This is a genomic window from Flavobacterium sp. XGLA_31, from assembly GCF_051547105.1.
In the GTDB taxonomy this organism is placed as follows: domain Bacteria; phylum Bacteroidota; class Bacteroidia; order Flavobacteriales; family Flavobacteriaceae; genus Flavobacterium.
In genome coordinates this window covers 463,297-478,369 of the sequence record NZ_JBPTTM010000002.1, presented here as the reverse complement: position 1 = coordinate 478,369, position 15,073 = coordinate 463,297, and the positions used below count along the sequence as shown (strand labels likewise).

General features: G+C 39.7%; 13 protein-coding genes and 1 tRNA gene. 6 read left to right on the top strand and 8 right to left on the bottom strand.

What is annotated here, in order from left to right:
• Nucleotides 1–34: 34 nt before the first annotated feature.
• The 5 genes from ACSVH6_RS06210 to fahA form a co-directional block, all read right to left on the bottom strand.
• A complete protein-coding gene (locus ACSVH6_RS06210; RefSeq protein ID WP_438076619.1) occupies nucleotides 35–1,948 on the bottom strand; it encodes an SPFH domain-containing protein in 1,914 nt (637 codons plus the stop codon).
• Nucleotides 1,949–2,244: 296 nt separating this feature from the next.
• Nucleotides 2,245–2,955: a YebC/PmpR family DNA-binding transcriptional regulator gene (locus ACSVH6_RS06205; RefSeq protein WP_438076617.1), complete on the bottom strand. Its 711-nt coding sequence runs from the start codon at nucleotides 2,953–2,955 to the stop codon at nucleotides 2,245–2,247.
• A 67-nt stretch (nucleotides 2,956–3,022) separates the two neighbouring features.
• Complete coding sequence (locus ACSVH6_RS06200) at nucleotides 3,023–4,966, bottom strand: S41 family peptidase (protein WP_438076615.1); 1,944 nt, start codon at nucleotides 4,964–4,966, stop codon at nucleotides 3,023–3,025.
• 80 nt (nucleotides 4,967–5,046) lie between these two features.
• Nucleotides 5,047–6,129, bottom strand: coding sequence for a glycine cleavage system aminomethyltransferase GcvT (gcvT, locus tag ACSVH6_RS06195; RefSeq protein ID WP_438076613.1), 1,083 nt, complete (start codon nucleotides 6,127–6,129; stop codon nucleotides 5,047–5,049).
• Nucleotides 6,130–6,176: 47 nt separating this feature from the next.
• On the bottom strand, nucleotides 6,177–7,460 hold the full coding sequence (gene fahA / locus ACSVH6_RS06190) for a fumarylacetoacetase (RefSeq protein WP_438076611.1): 1,284 nt from the start codon (nucleotides 7,458–7,460) through the stop codon (nucleotides 6,177–6,179).
• Between the two features lie 109 nt (nucleotides 7,461–7,569).
• Here fahA and glyA point away from each other — a divergent pair, with 109 nt between their 5' ends.
• The 5 genes from glyA (at nucleotide 7,570) to ACSVH6_RS06165 (ending at nucleotide 12,805) form a co-directional block, all read left to right on the top strand.
• Nucleotides 7,570–8,844: a serine hydroxymethyltransferase gene (gene glyA, locus ACSVH6_RS06185; protein WP_438076610.1), complete on the top strand. Its 1,275-nt coding sequence runs from the start codon at nucleotides 7,570–7,572 to the stop codon at nucleotides 8,842–8,844.
• 131 nt (nucleotides 8,845–8,975) lie between these two features.
• A complete protein-coding gene (locus tag ACSVH6_RS06180; protein ID WP_438076608.1) occupies nucleotides 8,976–10,067 on the top strand; it encodes an efflux RND transporter periplasmic adaptor subunit in 1,092 nt (363 codons plus the stop codon).
• The gene (locus ACSVH6_RS06175) at nucleotides 10,067–11,323 is read left to right on the top strand and encodes an ABC transporter permease (RefSeq protein WP_438076606.1); all 1,257 of its coding nucleotides are present in this window, start codon (nucleotides 10,067–10,069) and stop codon (nucleotides 11,321–11,323) included. The genes ACSVH6_RS06180 and ACSVH6_RS06175 overlap by 1 nt, the downstream gene beginning before the upstream one ends.
• 1 nt (nucleotide 11,324) lies before the next feature.
• The gene (locus ACSVH6_RS06170; protein ID WP_438076604.1) at nucleotides 11,325–12,002 is read left to right on the top strand and encodes an ABC transporter ATP-binding protein; all 678 of its coding nucleotides are present in this window, start codon (nucleotides 11,325–11,327) and stop codon (nucleotides 12,000–12,002) included.
• Between the two features lie 116 nt (nucleotides 12,003–12,118).
• Complete coding sequence (locus ACSVH6_RS06165) at nucleotides 12,119–12,805, top strand: hypothetical protein (RefSeq protein WP_438076602.1); 687 nt, start codon at nucleotides 12,119–12,121, stop codon at nucleotides 12,803–12,805.
• Nucleotides 12,806–12,866: 61 nt separating this feature from the next.
• On the opposite strand, the gene ACSVH6_RS06160 is transcribed toward ACSVH6_RS06165, so the two are convergent.
• A complete protein-coding gene (locus ACSVH6_RS06160; protein WP_438076600.1) occupies nucleotides 12,867–13,439 on the bottom strand; it encodes a pentapeptide repeat-containing protein in 573 nt (190 codons plus the stop codon).
• 301 nt (nucleotides 13,440–13,740) lie between these two features.
• Between ACSVH6_RS06160 and ACSVH6_RS06155 the strand changes: the two genes are divergently transcribed.
• A tRNA-Arg gene (locus ACSVH6_RS06155) sits at nucleotides 13,741–13,814 on the top strand.
• 74 nt (nucleotides 13,815–13,888) lie between these two features.
• Here the strand turns inward: ACSVH6_RS06155 and ACSVH6_RS06150 are convergent.
• A complete protein-coding gene (locus tag ACSVH6_RS06150) occupies nucleotides 13,889–14,029 on the bottom strand; it encodes an SsrA-binding protein (RefSeq protein ID WP_438076598.1) in 141 nt (46 codons plus the stop codon).
• A gap of 56 nt (nucleotides 14,030–14,085) precedes the next feature.
• Nucleotides 14,086–15,030, bottom strand: coding sequence for a hypothetical protein (locus tag ACSVH6_RS06145; RefSeq protein WP_438076596.1), 945 nt, complete (start codon nucleotides 15,028–15,030; stop codon nucleotides 14,086–14,088).
• Nucleotides 15,031–15,073: the final 43 nt, after the last annotated feature.

The window sequence follows — 15,073 nt, the reverse complement described above, 5'->3', positions numbered from 1 at the left end:
CGGCAACAGCCGGAGTTTTTACATTAAAAAAGATTTATTTCTTTTTAGGTTCTTCTTTGACCTTGTCTTTGGTATCCATCATTTCCATGAGTTTCATACCCAACAAGCCACTGATGCCTCCTTCGGAACCGTTAGCCCCTGTGATTAAGACATCCGGAATCACCTTGATGTTTCCTTTACCGATTTCTTCCGTAACTTTATAACGGGTGAAGTTGTCGCCGCCCATAGCGGAAACCTGTAACTGATAGGCTTCTGCGGTTGATTTACCGATAGCCATGATTTTCTCGGCTTCGGCCAAACCTGTTTTGGAGATTTTCTCGGCTTCGGCACTGGCGTTTAAACGGGTGGCTTCGGCTTGGGCTCCGGCTCGGGCTTTGGTCGCTTCGGCTTCGGCCTGAGCACGCATTTTAGTGGCTTCGGCTTCGGCGTTTACATTCAGTTTCAAACTGGTCGCGTCTCCTTCCGCTTTTTTTACCGTAGCATCTGCGGTACGTTGCGCGATTTCCACACTTTGTGACGCACGAACAATTTCTTTCTGCATGTCGGCAATAGCGGTTTCCTTTTCCATCCCTTGGCGTTGTTCTTGTGCCATTTTTTGGGTTTGATAGGTTTTTTGCTCTTCTTCCGCAATCTTTCTGTCGGTTAAGGTTTTCATTAACGAATCAGGTGGTACAATGTCACCAATTAAGGTATCCACAGCGTTTACGTTGTATTCATCCAATACCACTTTGATATGGTTTTTAGCCGATTCCTGACGTTCTTTACGGGTGCTCAGGAACGAAATCACATCGCTCTCCTGAGCCGAGTTGCGGAAGTAGTTTCCGATGGTTGGCTCTAACACTTGGGAAACCAAGTTGGTCATGCTTCCGAAACGGGCAATTACTTTAGGTGCTTCGTTGGCCGGCACGTGAATGATTTGTGATACATCCAGGTTGAAAGGGAATCCGTCTTTGGAACGCACGGTAATGGTGGATAAATTATGGTCCAAATTGTGTGCCTCACTTCGGGCATCGGCCCAGTTCAAAACTAAGTTGGTTGTAGGAACCGGTTCCAGTTTGGTGGTGTATTTGTTCAAGGCATACTTTCCGGGTCCCAGCGGTTCCATCCATACCCCGCGTTGTCCTTTGGATACGATGTTACCGTGTTTGAAATGCTCACCGGTGACATCCTGACCGTCTTCTCCTATATACGAAATGACAACCCCAACATAACCAATCGGTACGTCGGTCATAGGGTTTTGTTCAATTTGTATGGCCCAAGTGTTGATGTAGTAAGATCCTGCCAGCATGACTTGTGGTTGAAGTCCACGATTACCGCCCTGCTCTAAGAACGAGTCAAAGTCCTGAAAGTTGTTGTGGTTTTCTACAAACTTACCTGCTATTTGTCCTTGTGGAATTGGTTCTCCGTCTAAGGCGGTTACCACTCCGATCATGTTTTCGTAAATCTTTACCTGTTCAACGATTATGATTTCGAATAAAAAGGTGTTGATACGATAGGAACCGGTAGTGATGAAAGCCGTTTGACGTCCTTTTTGTCCACCATTATTTAAAAAAGATGTAGCATCCTGAAAGTTGTCACTCTCTACTTTACGTGCTAAGATGCGTCCGGTTGGGATTTCCTTTCCGTCCTTACTTAATACCAGTCCAATCTTTCCTTCGGGGATGATGGTAAACGGTGTCATATCGATAGAGTACTGCCAAATCCACTTCATCCAGTATAGCCCCGGAGCCAGGGTTTGCGCCTGGTATCCGGCTTCGCCTTTGGTGGCAATGATTCTGCCGTCGGGCAATGATTTGTCGGCTCCGAAAAGCACGAATTTTTTGGTTACCAAGCCAATTTTGTCTTCGGGAACAATCACCATTCCGAAGAAGACACGTAAAACAAATTTGTAAAGAATGATTGATAATGCCAAAATGATTATCCACCAATAAGATAAAATTCCATCCATTGTTATTAGAATTAAATTAAAAAATGTTCAGTGATTTTTAGGGTAGAACCAATAGGAAAATAAGGGAGGTTTACATCGGAAAGGGTTTCCTTGTGATGACACAACATCTTGCGTTATTTTTTATGGTTGAGCTAGGGTAAAAATCTGTAATTGTACGGAAGCCTTTATTAAATGTTACAAATTCCTGACAGAATATTTTTTATAAAATCGATAAGTGGTTTGAAATCAGAGCAATAAAAAATCCGTTCTGTTTTCACAAAACGGATTCAATCTCAATTGGATTATTATGATTGTCTTTATTCCTGCATGGTGTGGTAAACGTTCATCACATCATCATCTTCCTCAATTTTTTCCAACAATTTTTCCACATCGGCTACTTGTTCCGGGGTCAATTCTTTGGTGATTTGCGGGATGCGCTCAAAACCGGATGACAGGATTTCAATGCCGCGGTTTTCCAATTCTTTTTGAATGGCTCCAAAACTTTCAAAAGGAGCATAGATTAAGATATCGTCTTCATCGGCAAAGATTTCTTCGGCACCGAAGTCAATGAATTCCAATTCCATTTCTTCGATATCGATGTTTTTATTCGGAATGCGGAAATTACACGTATGGTCAAACATGAATTCTACCGAACCTTGGGTTCCCATGGTTCCGTTGCATTTATTGAAATAGCTGCGGATGTTGGCCACGGTTCTGTTGTTGTTATCGGTAGCGGTTTCAATCAAAATTGCAATACCGTGCGGGGCATAGCCTTCAAACAATACTTCTTTATAGTTGGCAGTATCTTTGTCGGTTGCTTTTTTGATAGCGCGTTCTACGTTCTCTTTAGGCATATTAGCGGCCTTGGCATTTTGCATTACCGCTCTCAGGCGCGAATTGGCTTCGGGGTTAGGCCCGCCTTCTTTTACTGCCATTACGATATCTTTCCCAATTCGGGTAAAGGCTTTGGCCATGGCAGCCCAACGCTTCATTTTTCTTCCTTTTCTAAATTCAAATGCTCTTCCCATTTCTAAGGATATTTAGTTTTGTTAAAATCGATTGCAAAAATAAGTGATTATTCGATTAATGCAAATACTACTTCAATTGTTTAATGTCGTTTAAGATATTCACTGCTTCAACAATATGGTAGTTTCTTTTGATGTCTTTACTTCTTTCGGTATTGCAGCTTTTTAAATAGTCATCAAATTTTTGATTTTCACTGTCTATAGAATTTTGTTCCAGAACCATCGGGTATTCTTTTTCGGTGGCTGATTCAATCTCTTTCCACAAGGTATTTATTTTGGAAACATCATTATACACGGCATCAAAATTGAGCGCTATGGGAGGCAAATCGTTATCGTAAATCGGATTGATTTTATTGTTTAAAGCGATGATGTCATTGGCTTCCTTGCTGGTCTGCACTCTCTTTTTACTCAAACTGATTGCCTGGGCATAGGCTTCGTTAGGGATTCGGTTGTATTTTACAGCGACCTGAATTTCATCATTTTTCAAGGCCGTTTCCTGACTGTCCTCCCGGGGCATTTGTTTGTCAAAAAGCAGCGGAATTTCCACATCGGGTGTTATGCCTATATACTGATTGCTTTTGCCGGTGATGCGATAGAATTTTTCCAATGTGAGTTTCAGAAATTCGTCGTTATTGTCATCTACCGGAAAAACTCTTTGCATGGTTGCTTTGCCCAGTGATTTGTTGCCAATTACAATGGCTCGATTGTAATCCTGCATGACGTTGGTGAAAAATTCGCTGGCAGAAGCGGAGAAACCGTTAATCAGAATCACCATAGGACCGTTGTAAATAGTGCCGCGATTTACATCTTTTAAAATTTCTTTTCTGTTGTGATTGTCATTCATCACAGCCAGCGGCCCTTCCTCAATAAACAATCCGGAAGCCCGAACGGCTTCCTCCATTGAGCCGCCGCCATTATTTTCCAAATCAATGATGATGCCGTCAACATAGTCTTTCTGAAGCTTGTAGACTTCTTTGGTCAGATCATTACTCACGTTCGATTTTCCGTTTTCAAAAGTGGAATAAAAGCTTGGGATTCGTATGTAACCGAATGTTGCTTCCCCTTTTTTAATTTTGAAACTGAAAACATTGTTCTGATAATCCTTCATTACCTTTTTGACCAACTGCACGCTGTAAATTTCGCCGCTTTTTTTACGGAATGTGAAATCGGCGGTTTTGTAATCGCTGGAACTGATGATTTCAGAAATTTTTTTCATTGAAGCACAGGCAATTTCGTATTCGTCATTTCGGTACTTAATTTTCATCAGTTGGTCACCTTTGTCAATTTTCTCCGTGAAATAGGCCGAACTCCCCGGAATGATGTCGTCTACCGTCATTTCATCTTTTTCGGTCATGGAGACATAGAGACCGAAAGTCATGTTGTCTGAACTTACTGAAGAGAAGAAGGAAGACTTTTCATTTTGTGAAAAATATTCGGTATGCGGGTCAAAATAGGAGCAGAACACATTGATAAAAATCGATTGAAATTCAGCTTCAGTATGTTGATAGCTTTCTATTTTACATTTGGATTTTTCAAACGTTTTGGCCTTACTTGTTTCTGCCAACAAATCGAAATTAGCCGTCAACGAATCTTTATTGGTGCTCAATTCCGCCACATCGCGAAGGATATTGAACAAAATTCGTTTTTTGTACAAATGTTTGATTTCGGCTTCGTCTTTGGCATACGGAAATGCTTTTTTGGAAAACACTACTTTTTCGGGGCTTGTGAATGCAAAAGGTTCTTTTTCGATAGTATTTACAATGGAAACATAGCGAGAAACCGTTTTGGTGTAGGCCACATAAAAATCGTGCAGAAAATCACAGTTCCCGGAATTGATATAATCGTCGATTGTATACTCGTATTTTTTGAGCTGGTCAATTTCGGGAGCTGTGAAGAGTCGGTTTTCCTCATCCAACTGACTCAAAAAGGTTTTAAAAACATAAACCGACAGACTGTCGTCTACCGGTTTAGGATGGTAATGGTTTTCCTGAATCATCCAATTTATTCTAGCCAATGTTTCACAAGGATTTTTTTCAGTTTGACCAAACAGAAAAACAGGAAACAATAGAAAAATAAACGGTTTTTTCAAGAGACTTATTTTTTATAGAAAGGCATTTTCACCACCTTTGCTTTTACTTTGTTGTTGCGGATTTGGATGTAAATGTCGCTGTCCACTCCGGAGAATTCGGTTTTGACATACCCCATTCCGATTCCTTTGCCCAACGAAGGGGCCATGGTTCCCGAAGTAACGATTCCGATGTTGTTTCCGTCAGCATCTACGATTTCGTAATCGTGGCGCGGAATCCCTCTTTCAATTAATTCGAAGCCAACCAACTTGCGGGTCACTCCGGCTTCTTTTTGTTTTTTCAGGTTTTCGGAATTGGTAAAATCTTTATTGAATTTGGTAATCCAACCCAAACCAGCCTCTAATGGGGAGGTCGTATCGTTGATGTCATTTCCGTATAAACAGAATCCCATTTCGAGACGCAAGGTATCGCGTGCCGCCAAACCAATTGGTTTGATTCCAAATGCAGCACCAGCTTCGAATACTTTGTTCCAAATCTGTTCCACATTTTCATTTTTGCAGTAAATTTCAAATCCGCCTGAACCGGTATAACCCGTAGCTGAAATGATTACATTTTCCACTCCTGCAAACGGACCTACCTCAAAATGATAGTATTTGATTTCGGATAAATTGATTTCCGTTAGTGATTGCATGGCTTCTGCTGCTTTAGGTCCTTGAATGGCTAACAGGGAATAGTCATCGGATATGTTTTTCATGTCCACGCCTACATCATTGTGTGAAGAAATCCAATTCCAGTCTTTTTCAATGTTAGAGGCATTTACCACCAATAAATATTGGTTTTCTTTCATACGGTATACGATTAAATCGTCTACAATTCCGCCATTATTGTTAGGTAAACAAGAATATTGAGCTCGTCCGATTTCCAAGGTCGAAGCATCATTAGAGGTTACTTTTTGAATTAAAGCCAAAGCATTTTCACCCGTAAGTAAAAATTCGCCCATGTGTGACACATCAAATACACCCACACCATTTCGTACGGTTTCGTGTTCGGCATTGACGCCTTCGTATTGTACCGGCATGTTGTACCCGGCAAACGGAACCATTTTCGCGCCCAGACTTTCGTGAATGTGTGTTAATGCAGTGTTTTTCATTGTAAAATTTAGTTGTTTGTTGAAGTATTATTTATTTGTATTGTTTTTTATTTTCTGACGAAAGGTGGTAACAGTTTGGTGGAAACTTCCCCAAAGCCAATGCGTACCGAACGGTTTTGGCAGTAGCCTTTCATGATTACGGTGTCGTTATCGTTTATGAATTTACGTTCACTGCCATCAGCCATTTTTAACGGATTTTTTCCGCCCCAAGTCAACTCAAGCATCGAGCCAAAACTGTCAGGGGTTGGACCCGATATGGTTCCGGAACCCATCATGTCGCCTGAATTTACACGGCAACCGTTGGAGGTGTGATGTGCCAATTGTTGTGACATTGACCAGTACATGTATTTGAAATTGGATTTTGAAATCAAACTCGGAGCCACATTTTCGGGTTCTATGTAAACTTCTAAATTGATGTCGAAAGCATTTTTTCCTTTTTGTTGCAAGTAGGGCAGTGGCATCGGTTCCTGATTCGGTCCTTTACATCGGAACGGTTCCAAAGCATCCATAGTTACAATCCAAGGAGAGATGGAGGAAGCAAAGTTTTTGGCCAAGAAGGGTCCTAGTGGTACATATTCCCATTTCTGAATATCGCGGGCACTCCAATCGTTGAGTAATACCATTCCGAAGATATAATCTTCGGCTTCGTTGATAGGAATATTTTCGCCCATGATGTTGGCATCAGTAGTGATGAAAGCGGTTTCCAACTCAAAGTCAACCAAGCGAGACGGACCGAATACCGGCGTGCTTTCGCCGTTAGGCAAGGTTTGTCCCATAGGCCTGTGGATTGGAATTCCCGACGGTATAATGGTAGAACTTCTGCCATGGTAGCCTACCGGGATGTGTAACCAGTTGGGCAACAAAGCATTTTCGGGGTCACGGAACATTTTACCCACATTGGTAGCGTGTTCTTTGCTCGAATAGAAATCGGTATAATCGCCAATTAAAACCGGCAATTGCATCTCTACATCTTCCATTTTAAAAATGACAATATCCCGGTGCTCTTTGTTGTCTCTCAGTTTCGGATTACTTTGTTCAAAGATGTCACTGATGCGGTTGCGTACCAAACGCCAGGTCTTTTTTCCGTCCGAAATGAAATCGTTTAATGTATCCTGCATGAACATGTCGTCGGTAAGATCTATACCTTCGAAATAATTCAATTGCTGCAAAGCGCCCAAGTCGATAGCATAATCTCCGATTCGGGTTCCAATGGTAATCACATCCTCTTTGGTCAGAAAAACACCAAACGGAATATTTTGTATCGGAAAGTCGCTGTTTTCAGGGACGGGAAGCCAGGATTTTCGTTTCGGGTTGTTTGTTGTGATGGGCATTTTATAAGGAATTAGTTGTTGAAAAATTAAGCAATCAAATATATCATTTACTATTAAAGTAACAAACCATTTTTGTAATTTTGGACTCAATTTAACGAAATAATTTAAAATGCAACGCGACGAACAAATTTTTGACCTTATTCTGGAAGAACAAGACAGACAAATCCACGGAATCGAACTTATTGCCTCTGAGAACTTTGTGAGTGATCAGGTGATGGAAGCGGCCGGTTCGGTATTGACTAATAAGTATGCTGAAGGTTATCCGGGAAAACGATATTACGGTGGCTGTGAAGTAGTAGATGTTATTGAACAAATTGCCATTGACCGTGCCAAAGTTTTATTTGGTGCTGAATATGTAAACGTACAACCACATTCGGGTTCTCAGGCCAACACGGCAGTTTATGCGGCTTGTTTGAAACCCGGAGATAAAATCTTAGGATTTGATTTGTCTCACGGTGGACACTTAACTCATGGTTCCCCGGTGAATTTTTCCGGAAAATTGTACCATCCCGTTTTTTATGGTGTAGATCAGGAAACCGGCGTTTTGAACTATGATAAAATTCAGGAAATTGCCACTAAAGAGCAACCAAAAATGATTATCGCGGGGGCTTCGGCTTATTCCAGAGATATGGACTTTAAACGTTTCCGTGAAATCGCGGACAGCGTCGGAGCACTACTATTAGCCGATATTTCGCATCCTGCCGGGCTGATTGCCAAAGGCTTGATGAATGACCCGATTCCGTATTGTCATATCGTAACGACCACGACCCACAAGACTTTACGCGGCCCTCGTGGCGGGATGATTATGATGGGCAAAGATTTTGAAAACCCTTGGGGCTTGACTACACCAAAAGGTGAAATCAGAATGATGTCACATGTATTAGATATGTCGGTATTTCCGGGTAATCAAGGAGGTCCATTAGAGCATATTATTGCCGCAAAAGCAGTAGCTTTTGGAGAAGCCTTGTCCGATGAGTTCTTTACGTATGCCATGCAGGTGCAAAAAAATGCCAAAGCGATGGCAGAAGCCTTTGTCAAAAGAGGTTACAACATTATTTCAGGCGGAACTGACAATCATATGATGTTGATTGATTTAAGAAACAAAAACATTTCCGGAAAAGAAGCTGAGAATGCTTTGGTAAAAGCGGAAATCACCGTAAATAAAAACATGGTGCCTTTTGATGATAAATCACCGTTTGTAACGTCAGGAATTCGTGTGGGAACACCGGCTATTACTACCCGTGGTTTGGTAGAAAGTGATATGGAAACGATAGTGGCTTTGATTGATAAAGTAATCCTAAACCACACTGATGAGGCTATTTTAGAAGAAGTGGCTGAGGAAGTAAATGAAATGATGAGTGAGCGAGCTATTTTTGTTTTCTAAATCTTTTCAGAACAATAAAATTAAGCCTTCAGGAGTTCGCTTTTGAAGGTTTTTTTTATGACAAATGTTAGATTTTGATTGAATCAATTGTTGTACATTTGAAAGACAAAATTCATAAAAACCAAAGTTTAATGAAATTGCTCAAAGTTCTCTCTTTTGTTTCTATCCTCTTTATTTTTTCCTGTTCCAGAAAAGACAATGGTGAAATCCAACCCACCAAAGGCAGTATTACCGAGAGCGTCTATGCTTCAGGGGTCGTAAAATCTGAAAATCAATATACGGTATATTCCACGGTGAACGGTGTACTGCAAAAAATCAATGTTACGGTCGGTCAAACGATAGTTGAAGGGCAGTCACTTTTTGAAATCGAAAGTGATAAAGCCGCATTGAATACGGAAAACGCCCGTTTGGCCTACCAATTAAGTCTGGAGAACAACCGTTATACCCAAGATAAAATTGCTGAAATGGAAACAAAGGTTCAGGCGGCAAAAGACAAACTTGCTTTAGACCAATCGGTGTATTTCAGAAACAAAAACATCAAGCAATACAATGTGATTTCGGAAGTGGAGTATGAGCGGGTGGAATTGGCCTATAAAAATTCCAAATCCAATTATGAAGCTGCCTTAAGACAGTTGTCGCAGTTGAAAACACAATTGCAAAATGAGCAAAACCGCAATCGGAATAATTTGAAAATCAGTGAGAAATCACAAGGCGACTTTAATATAAAAAGCGCTTTTTCGGGCGAGCTGTTTGATGTGCTGGTGAAAGAAGGGACACTGATTACACCCCAAACTCCTTTAGCGATTATAGGAAAAAAGAATTCTTATTTACTGGAATTGGATGTAGATGAAAATGATATGGTTCGCGTGCAATTGGGACAAAAACTAATCGTTACCATGGACAGCTACAAGGACCAAGCTTTTGAAGCTACTGTTGATAAAATTTACCCCATTATGGATGTGCGTTCCCGTACTTTTAAGATTGAAGCACATTTCACCAATACTCCCGAAAAACTGTATCCAAATTTGACGGCTGAGGCCAATATTATTGTCAGAACCAAAAAAGAAGCACTCACCATTCCCAGAAATTACCTGATTGAGAACCAATATGTGTTGGTGAATGGCGATGAAAAGCGCAAAGTAAAGATTGGGTTGAGTGATTACCAACACGTTGAAATTTTAGACGGATTGACAGCAGAAGAAACCATCTACAAGCCGAAATAATGAATTTTAAACTCATCATTAACATAGCATTGCACTTACTGCGTGCCCGATTGAAGCAGACTGTTGTGGCCGGCGTTGGCGTTACTTTTGGTATTGCCATGTTTATCACCTTGGTGAGTTTTATGAACGGAATGAACGATTTGCTCGACGGATTGATGCTTAATCGAACACCACATGTTCGTTTATATAATGAGATAAAACCTTCTGAAAATCAACCTATATCGTATTCTGAAAAATATAAAAGCAATACCAATTTTATTGCTTCTGTAAAACCAAAAGACAGAGGTAAAGCGATTTACAACTGTAAATCGATTATACACGATTTAAAACAAGACAAACGGATTGTTGATGTGGCACCGAAAATCACTGCACCGGTATTTTTCAATTCAGGGACCATTGAAATTTCGGGGGTCATTAACGGTATTGATGTGTTGGCAGAAGAAAAACTATTCAAAATCAGCGAATACATCATTGAAGGTCAGGTGCCCGATTTGTTGGAGAACAACAGCATTATTATCGGAAAAGGATTAGCCGATAAAATGTTGCTGAAAAAGGGAGATATTATCAAAGTCACCACTTCCAAAGGTAATTTAGCTTCTTTAAAAATTGTTGGGATTTCACAAGTTGGAATTTCAGACATAGATGATGTAATGAGCTATACCTCTTTGGTTACGGCACAAAAATTGTTGGGCGAACCTACCAATTACATAACGGATATTCAGGTGAAAACTTTTGATATTACTACGGCTCCGGCTTTGGCCAAAGAATTTGCCGTAAAATATGATTTGGACACCATAGACTACCAAACGACCAATTCACAATTTGAAACCGGAAGTACTATTCGAAGTATTATTTCGTATGCCGTAGGGATAGTGTTGCTGATTGTAGCCGGTTTTGGGATTTACAATATCCTGAACATGATGATTTTTGAAAAAATGGACAGTATTGCGATTCTCAAAGCCACCGGATTTTCAGGCAATGATGTGAAGTGGATTTTTATTTCGTTATCTATGTTCATAGGTATAGCGGGTGGTATTTTGGGATTGTTGTTTGGCTATATTTTTTCTAGCATTATTGATGTGGTTCCTTTCAATACTGCAGCGTTGCCTACTATCAAAACGTATCCTATCAATTATAATCCGATGTTTTATATCATCGGGATAACTTTTGCATTAATTACCACGTTTATTGCCGGTTTGTTTCCGGCGTTGAAAGCCAGTAGAATAGATCCGGTGGAAATTATTAGAGGAAAATAACATGAGCAATACCGTTTTAGAAGCCAGAGGTTTGACCAAATACTTTTACGATCCGATAAAGTTTCAGGTTTTGAAAGGCATTGATATGACCATCAACCATGGGGAGTTTGTGTCGATAGTCGGCAAGTCGGGTTGCGGTAAGTCGACGCTGTTGTATTTGCTTTCTACAATGGATACCGATTATGAAGGTGAACTGTATATGCATGAGGAACTGATAACCGGAAAATCAGATGCAGCTTTAGCCCAAATCAGAAATGAAAGTATTGGCTTTGTATTTCAGTTTCACTATCTTTTGTCTGAATACAATGTGTTGAAAAATGTCATGTTGCCCGGTCTGAAACTCAATAAATTATCTGAAGAAGAAGTGGAGTACAATGCCATGAAACACCTTCAAACCCTTGATATGCAGGATCAGGCGCTCAAAACGCCCAACCAACTCAGTGGCGGGCAGAAGCAGCGTGTGGCCATTGCCCGGGCTTTGATTAATAACCCGTTGATTATTATGGGAGATGAACCGACCGGAAATTTGGACAAGAAAAACAGTGACTTGGTTTTTGATATTTTCAGTCAACTTACGCAAGAACACAACCAAACTCTGCTGATTGTAACCCATGACAATGATTTTGCGGCCCGAACCCATCGTATCATCACTATGCAAGACGGGAAAATCATTTCCTGAACGCTTAAGTTATTAGCGTATACATGTTTTAATGTTAAAAAAACTTAATATTTTTTTGATTTCTTAAAAAAAATATTATTTATTTGTCACTTTAACACTAAACCTTTAAACCCATTATGAAAAAATTATTTATCAGATTATCAGTTTTATGCTTGACTATCGCTATGGTAAGCTGTAGTAAAGACGACAGCAGCAGCCAACAAACGTTTACCCCTAAGGTGTCAACGATTGACTTATCTAAGATTGCTCCGGCCGGAATGCAAGATTCAGCACCAGGGGCCTACGCAATGTTGTCACAAATGAGTGGCTTCATGGCTATGCCGGCTGCTTATATGCATAATCCTAACGGAAAAACAAGTTCTAATACCGGAACGTATACTTCAGGTGGATATACTATAACTTACTCTTACGGAGATGATGGTACACAATACGATTTTAGCTTTGTAGGTACTAATGGTCAAGGTCAACAATGTTTCAGCGTTGCCGGTTGGGAATACATGGATGGAACTGCAGGTTCTTGGGATTATACCATCAATACAGCTGTTTTAGGAGATCCTAACGGAGGTAACTACAATGTAAGTTTTGATTGGAATACCAATAACCAAGGAGGTTACCACTTTGACATGACATTTGACATGGGAGATATGGATTATCACTATGTGATGAATACTTACGCAAATTATGCAGGTGATATTCATATTTACTCAGGTAATCCTTTAGCTTTAACAGATACTATTGTTTGGACTGCAACAGGAGGAACTTGGACAGATGCTAATGGTGAGGTAACTGAATGGACTAATTAGTAATCATTTTTATATAGTATAAAAAAGGATGTTGATTTCAACATCCTTTTTTTTTATAAAACTATTTCACAACAATTTGGTATTTTTCCAAAAGTCCTTTCAGCCCTTCCTTAGAGAAGATGGCTTTCTTCAATTTATTTTTCTCGGGATCTATAGTATAATCATAGCTGGTATAAAAATCTGCTTTGTTGGCAACGGTATCAATAAAGACCGCTCTGCGCAGGTTGCAATTGTCAAAAAAAGCTTCGGTTAAATCGCTTCCCATAAAATCTACGGCGATCATGCTACAATTGATGAATTGCATTTTTCTGAGTTTTAATGCATAGAATTGTGCATAATCCAACAAACAGTCTTTAAAGTGAAATTCATAAATCACCTGATCAGTCATCGCAAAATTTACTGCAGTAAAATCACAGTTCGTAAACTGTACGCCACGAAGTGAAACATAATTGATTTTGGTTTCCCTAAAATTACAGTCAAAGAAATTACAGTCTACAAAGGAAACACTCTGAAAGGTACATTGGGTGAAATCACAATTGATGAAAGTACAACCTTCATACTCTTTGTATTTGATTGCTGTTTCTTCAAAGTGAATGTCTTTAAACTCGCGGTCAAGTAAATAATCAGAACTCATAGTAACGGATGATTGAGGTTTCAAAGCTAAGGCAAAAGCAATGGATTTTCTATCAAAGAGGAGACAAAATATTTTGTTGCAAAAAAAATTACATAATTGAGTGTAAGCGTGAACAACATTTTGGTTCAAACTGCCCGAGCTTGCATTGTGCTGTCTTTTGAATTGCAACAAGAAGCTTTGTCGCACAGTACTTTAAGAAAATACAGGCTGTTATAGTATCTTTTTTGATTATTTTTTTAGGTTTTAAATCAATTTTGATTTGCAGGTTTATCAAATATGTCTATATTTGCACCCACAAAAAGGCCTCGTGGCGCAACTGAATAGCGCATCTGATTACGGCTCAGAAGGTTACTGGTTTGAATCCAGTCGAGGTCACTAAAAAATAAAAGCTCATACGAAAGTATGGGCTTTTTTTGTGATCATTTGGCTGAGCATGTGCCTAAACCATATCAATCCAAAGCTCTGCAGGTAACATAATAGCGCCAAGCGATGATTGCCATTTGCCATTTTTTGGCTTTGGCCAAATCCAATTGTTGTTTCGTAAAACTCGGTAAAATCAAGTGATTGAGTTTCGCTAAGAGTTTAAACATCGTTTCTTTGTTTTTGTAAAAATAAAAAAGACCACTGAAATAGTGGTCTTTTTGTATTATGCTTTTTGCATTTTAATGCTTGATCTGGCTTTTTCCAATTCTTTCTTGGCTTCTTCCATTTCTTTTTTGGCATCCTGCATTTCTTTTTTTGCCTGCTCTAATTCTTCTTTAGTGGTATCGTCAATCGGAGGAGAGTTCCTTTTGGATTTTGCTTTCGGTGCTTTGGGAGCCAAAGGAGCCATTGGAGCCATAGGTTCTCTGGCCATCAATTGATTCATTTGTTCCTGCATTTTTCTCATTTGCTCAGCCAAATCTCCAAAGCTGCCGTTTTGATTGAAATTGAATCCGGGCATATCGTCACCGCTGAAAGATTCTACTTTGTTGTTCTTTTTTATTTCTTCCAATTCTTCAGCCGAATAATCGTCTCCGCCTTCTATAACGTTTCCGTTTTCCAATACTAAGGGTTTCTTGCCGTCTTTTTTAATAATAATTTTAGAACTCGATTGCCCGAATGCATTTCCGTTTGGAAATTGATAACTGAATGATTGACCCGGCAATCCGCCATTGTCATCATTGAATTGGAATTGCTTCATAAAATTGTCATTGCCAAAACTATTGCCCATCATAAAATCAGCACCTGCCGGTTCTCCGAAACCGAGTTCATCTCCTTGTTTGAAAAAACGGATGGTATTGATAGGTTTTTTATTATCGCATTCCATGGCTCCTTTGTTGCCGTTGGCATCACTGTATTCCAAACGAATACCGGTAATTTCGCCTTTATCATTTCGTTTTACATTCGAATACGTAATGATTACTCCATGATCGGCTAAGGCTTTTACATCGTCTTTCATCTCCTGCTCCGGAGTGTTTTTGTTCCAAGTCATGTAAATATCATCACTTGGCATTTTATCCTGTAAAGGGTGTGATTTTTTTCCTTGCCCCAAAATAGTCAGCGGCAGTAACGGAATCATCACCAACAAATAAAACAATTTTCGTTTCATACCTTTAAAATTTAAAGTGGTTGTTAAAGTCTTTTAAATCAGT

Coding starts and splice junctions, on each gene's coding strand:
- ACSVH6_RS06145 (WP_438076596.1), bottom strand. CDS start 15,030: ATGAAACGAAAATTGTTTTATTTGTTGGTGATGATTCCGTTACTGCCG.
- fahA (WP_438076611.1), bottom strand. CDS start 7,460: ATGCCCATCACAACAAACAACCCGAAACGAAAATCCTGGCTTCCCGTC.
- ACSVH6_RS06160 (WP_438076600.1), bottom strand. CDS start 13,439: ATGAGTTCTGATTATTTACTTGACCGCGAGTTTAAAGACATTCACTTT.
- ACSVH6_RS06175 (WP_438076606.1), top strand. CDS start 10,067: ATGAATTTTAAACTCATCATTAACATAGCATTGCACTTACTGCGTGCC.
- ACSVH6_RS06170 (WP_438076604.1), top strand. CDS start 11,325: ATGAGCAATACCGTTTTAGAAGCCAGAGGTTTGACCAAATACTTTTAC.
- ACSVH6_RS06165 (WP_438076602.1), top strand. CDS start 12,119: ATGAAAAAATTATTTATCAGATTATCAGTTTTATGCTTGACTATCGCT.
- ACSVH6_RS06180 (WP_438076608.1), top strand. CDS start 8,976: ATGAAATTGCTCAAAGTTCTCTCTTTTGTTTCTATCCTCTTTATTTTT.
- ACSVH6_RS06205 (WP_438076617.1), bottom strand. CDS start 2,955: ATGGGAAGAGCATTTGAATTTAGAAAAGGAAGAAAAATGAAGCGTTGG.
- glyA (WP_438076610.1), top strand. CDS start 7,570: ATGCAACGCGACGAACAAATTTTTGACCTTATTCTGGAAGAACAAGAC.
- ACSVH6_RS06210 (WP_438076619.1), bottom strand. CDS start 1,948: ATGGATGGAATTTTATCTTATTGGTGGATAATCATTTTGGCATTATCA.
- ACSVH6_RS06150 (WP_438076598.1), bottom strand. CDS start 14,029: ATGTTTAAACTCTTAGCGAAACTCAATCACTTGATTTTACCGAGTTTT.
- gcvT (WP_438076613.1), bottom strand. CDS start 6,129: ATGAAAAACACTGCATTAACACACATTCACGAAAGTCTGGGCGCGAAA.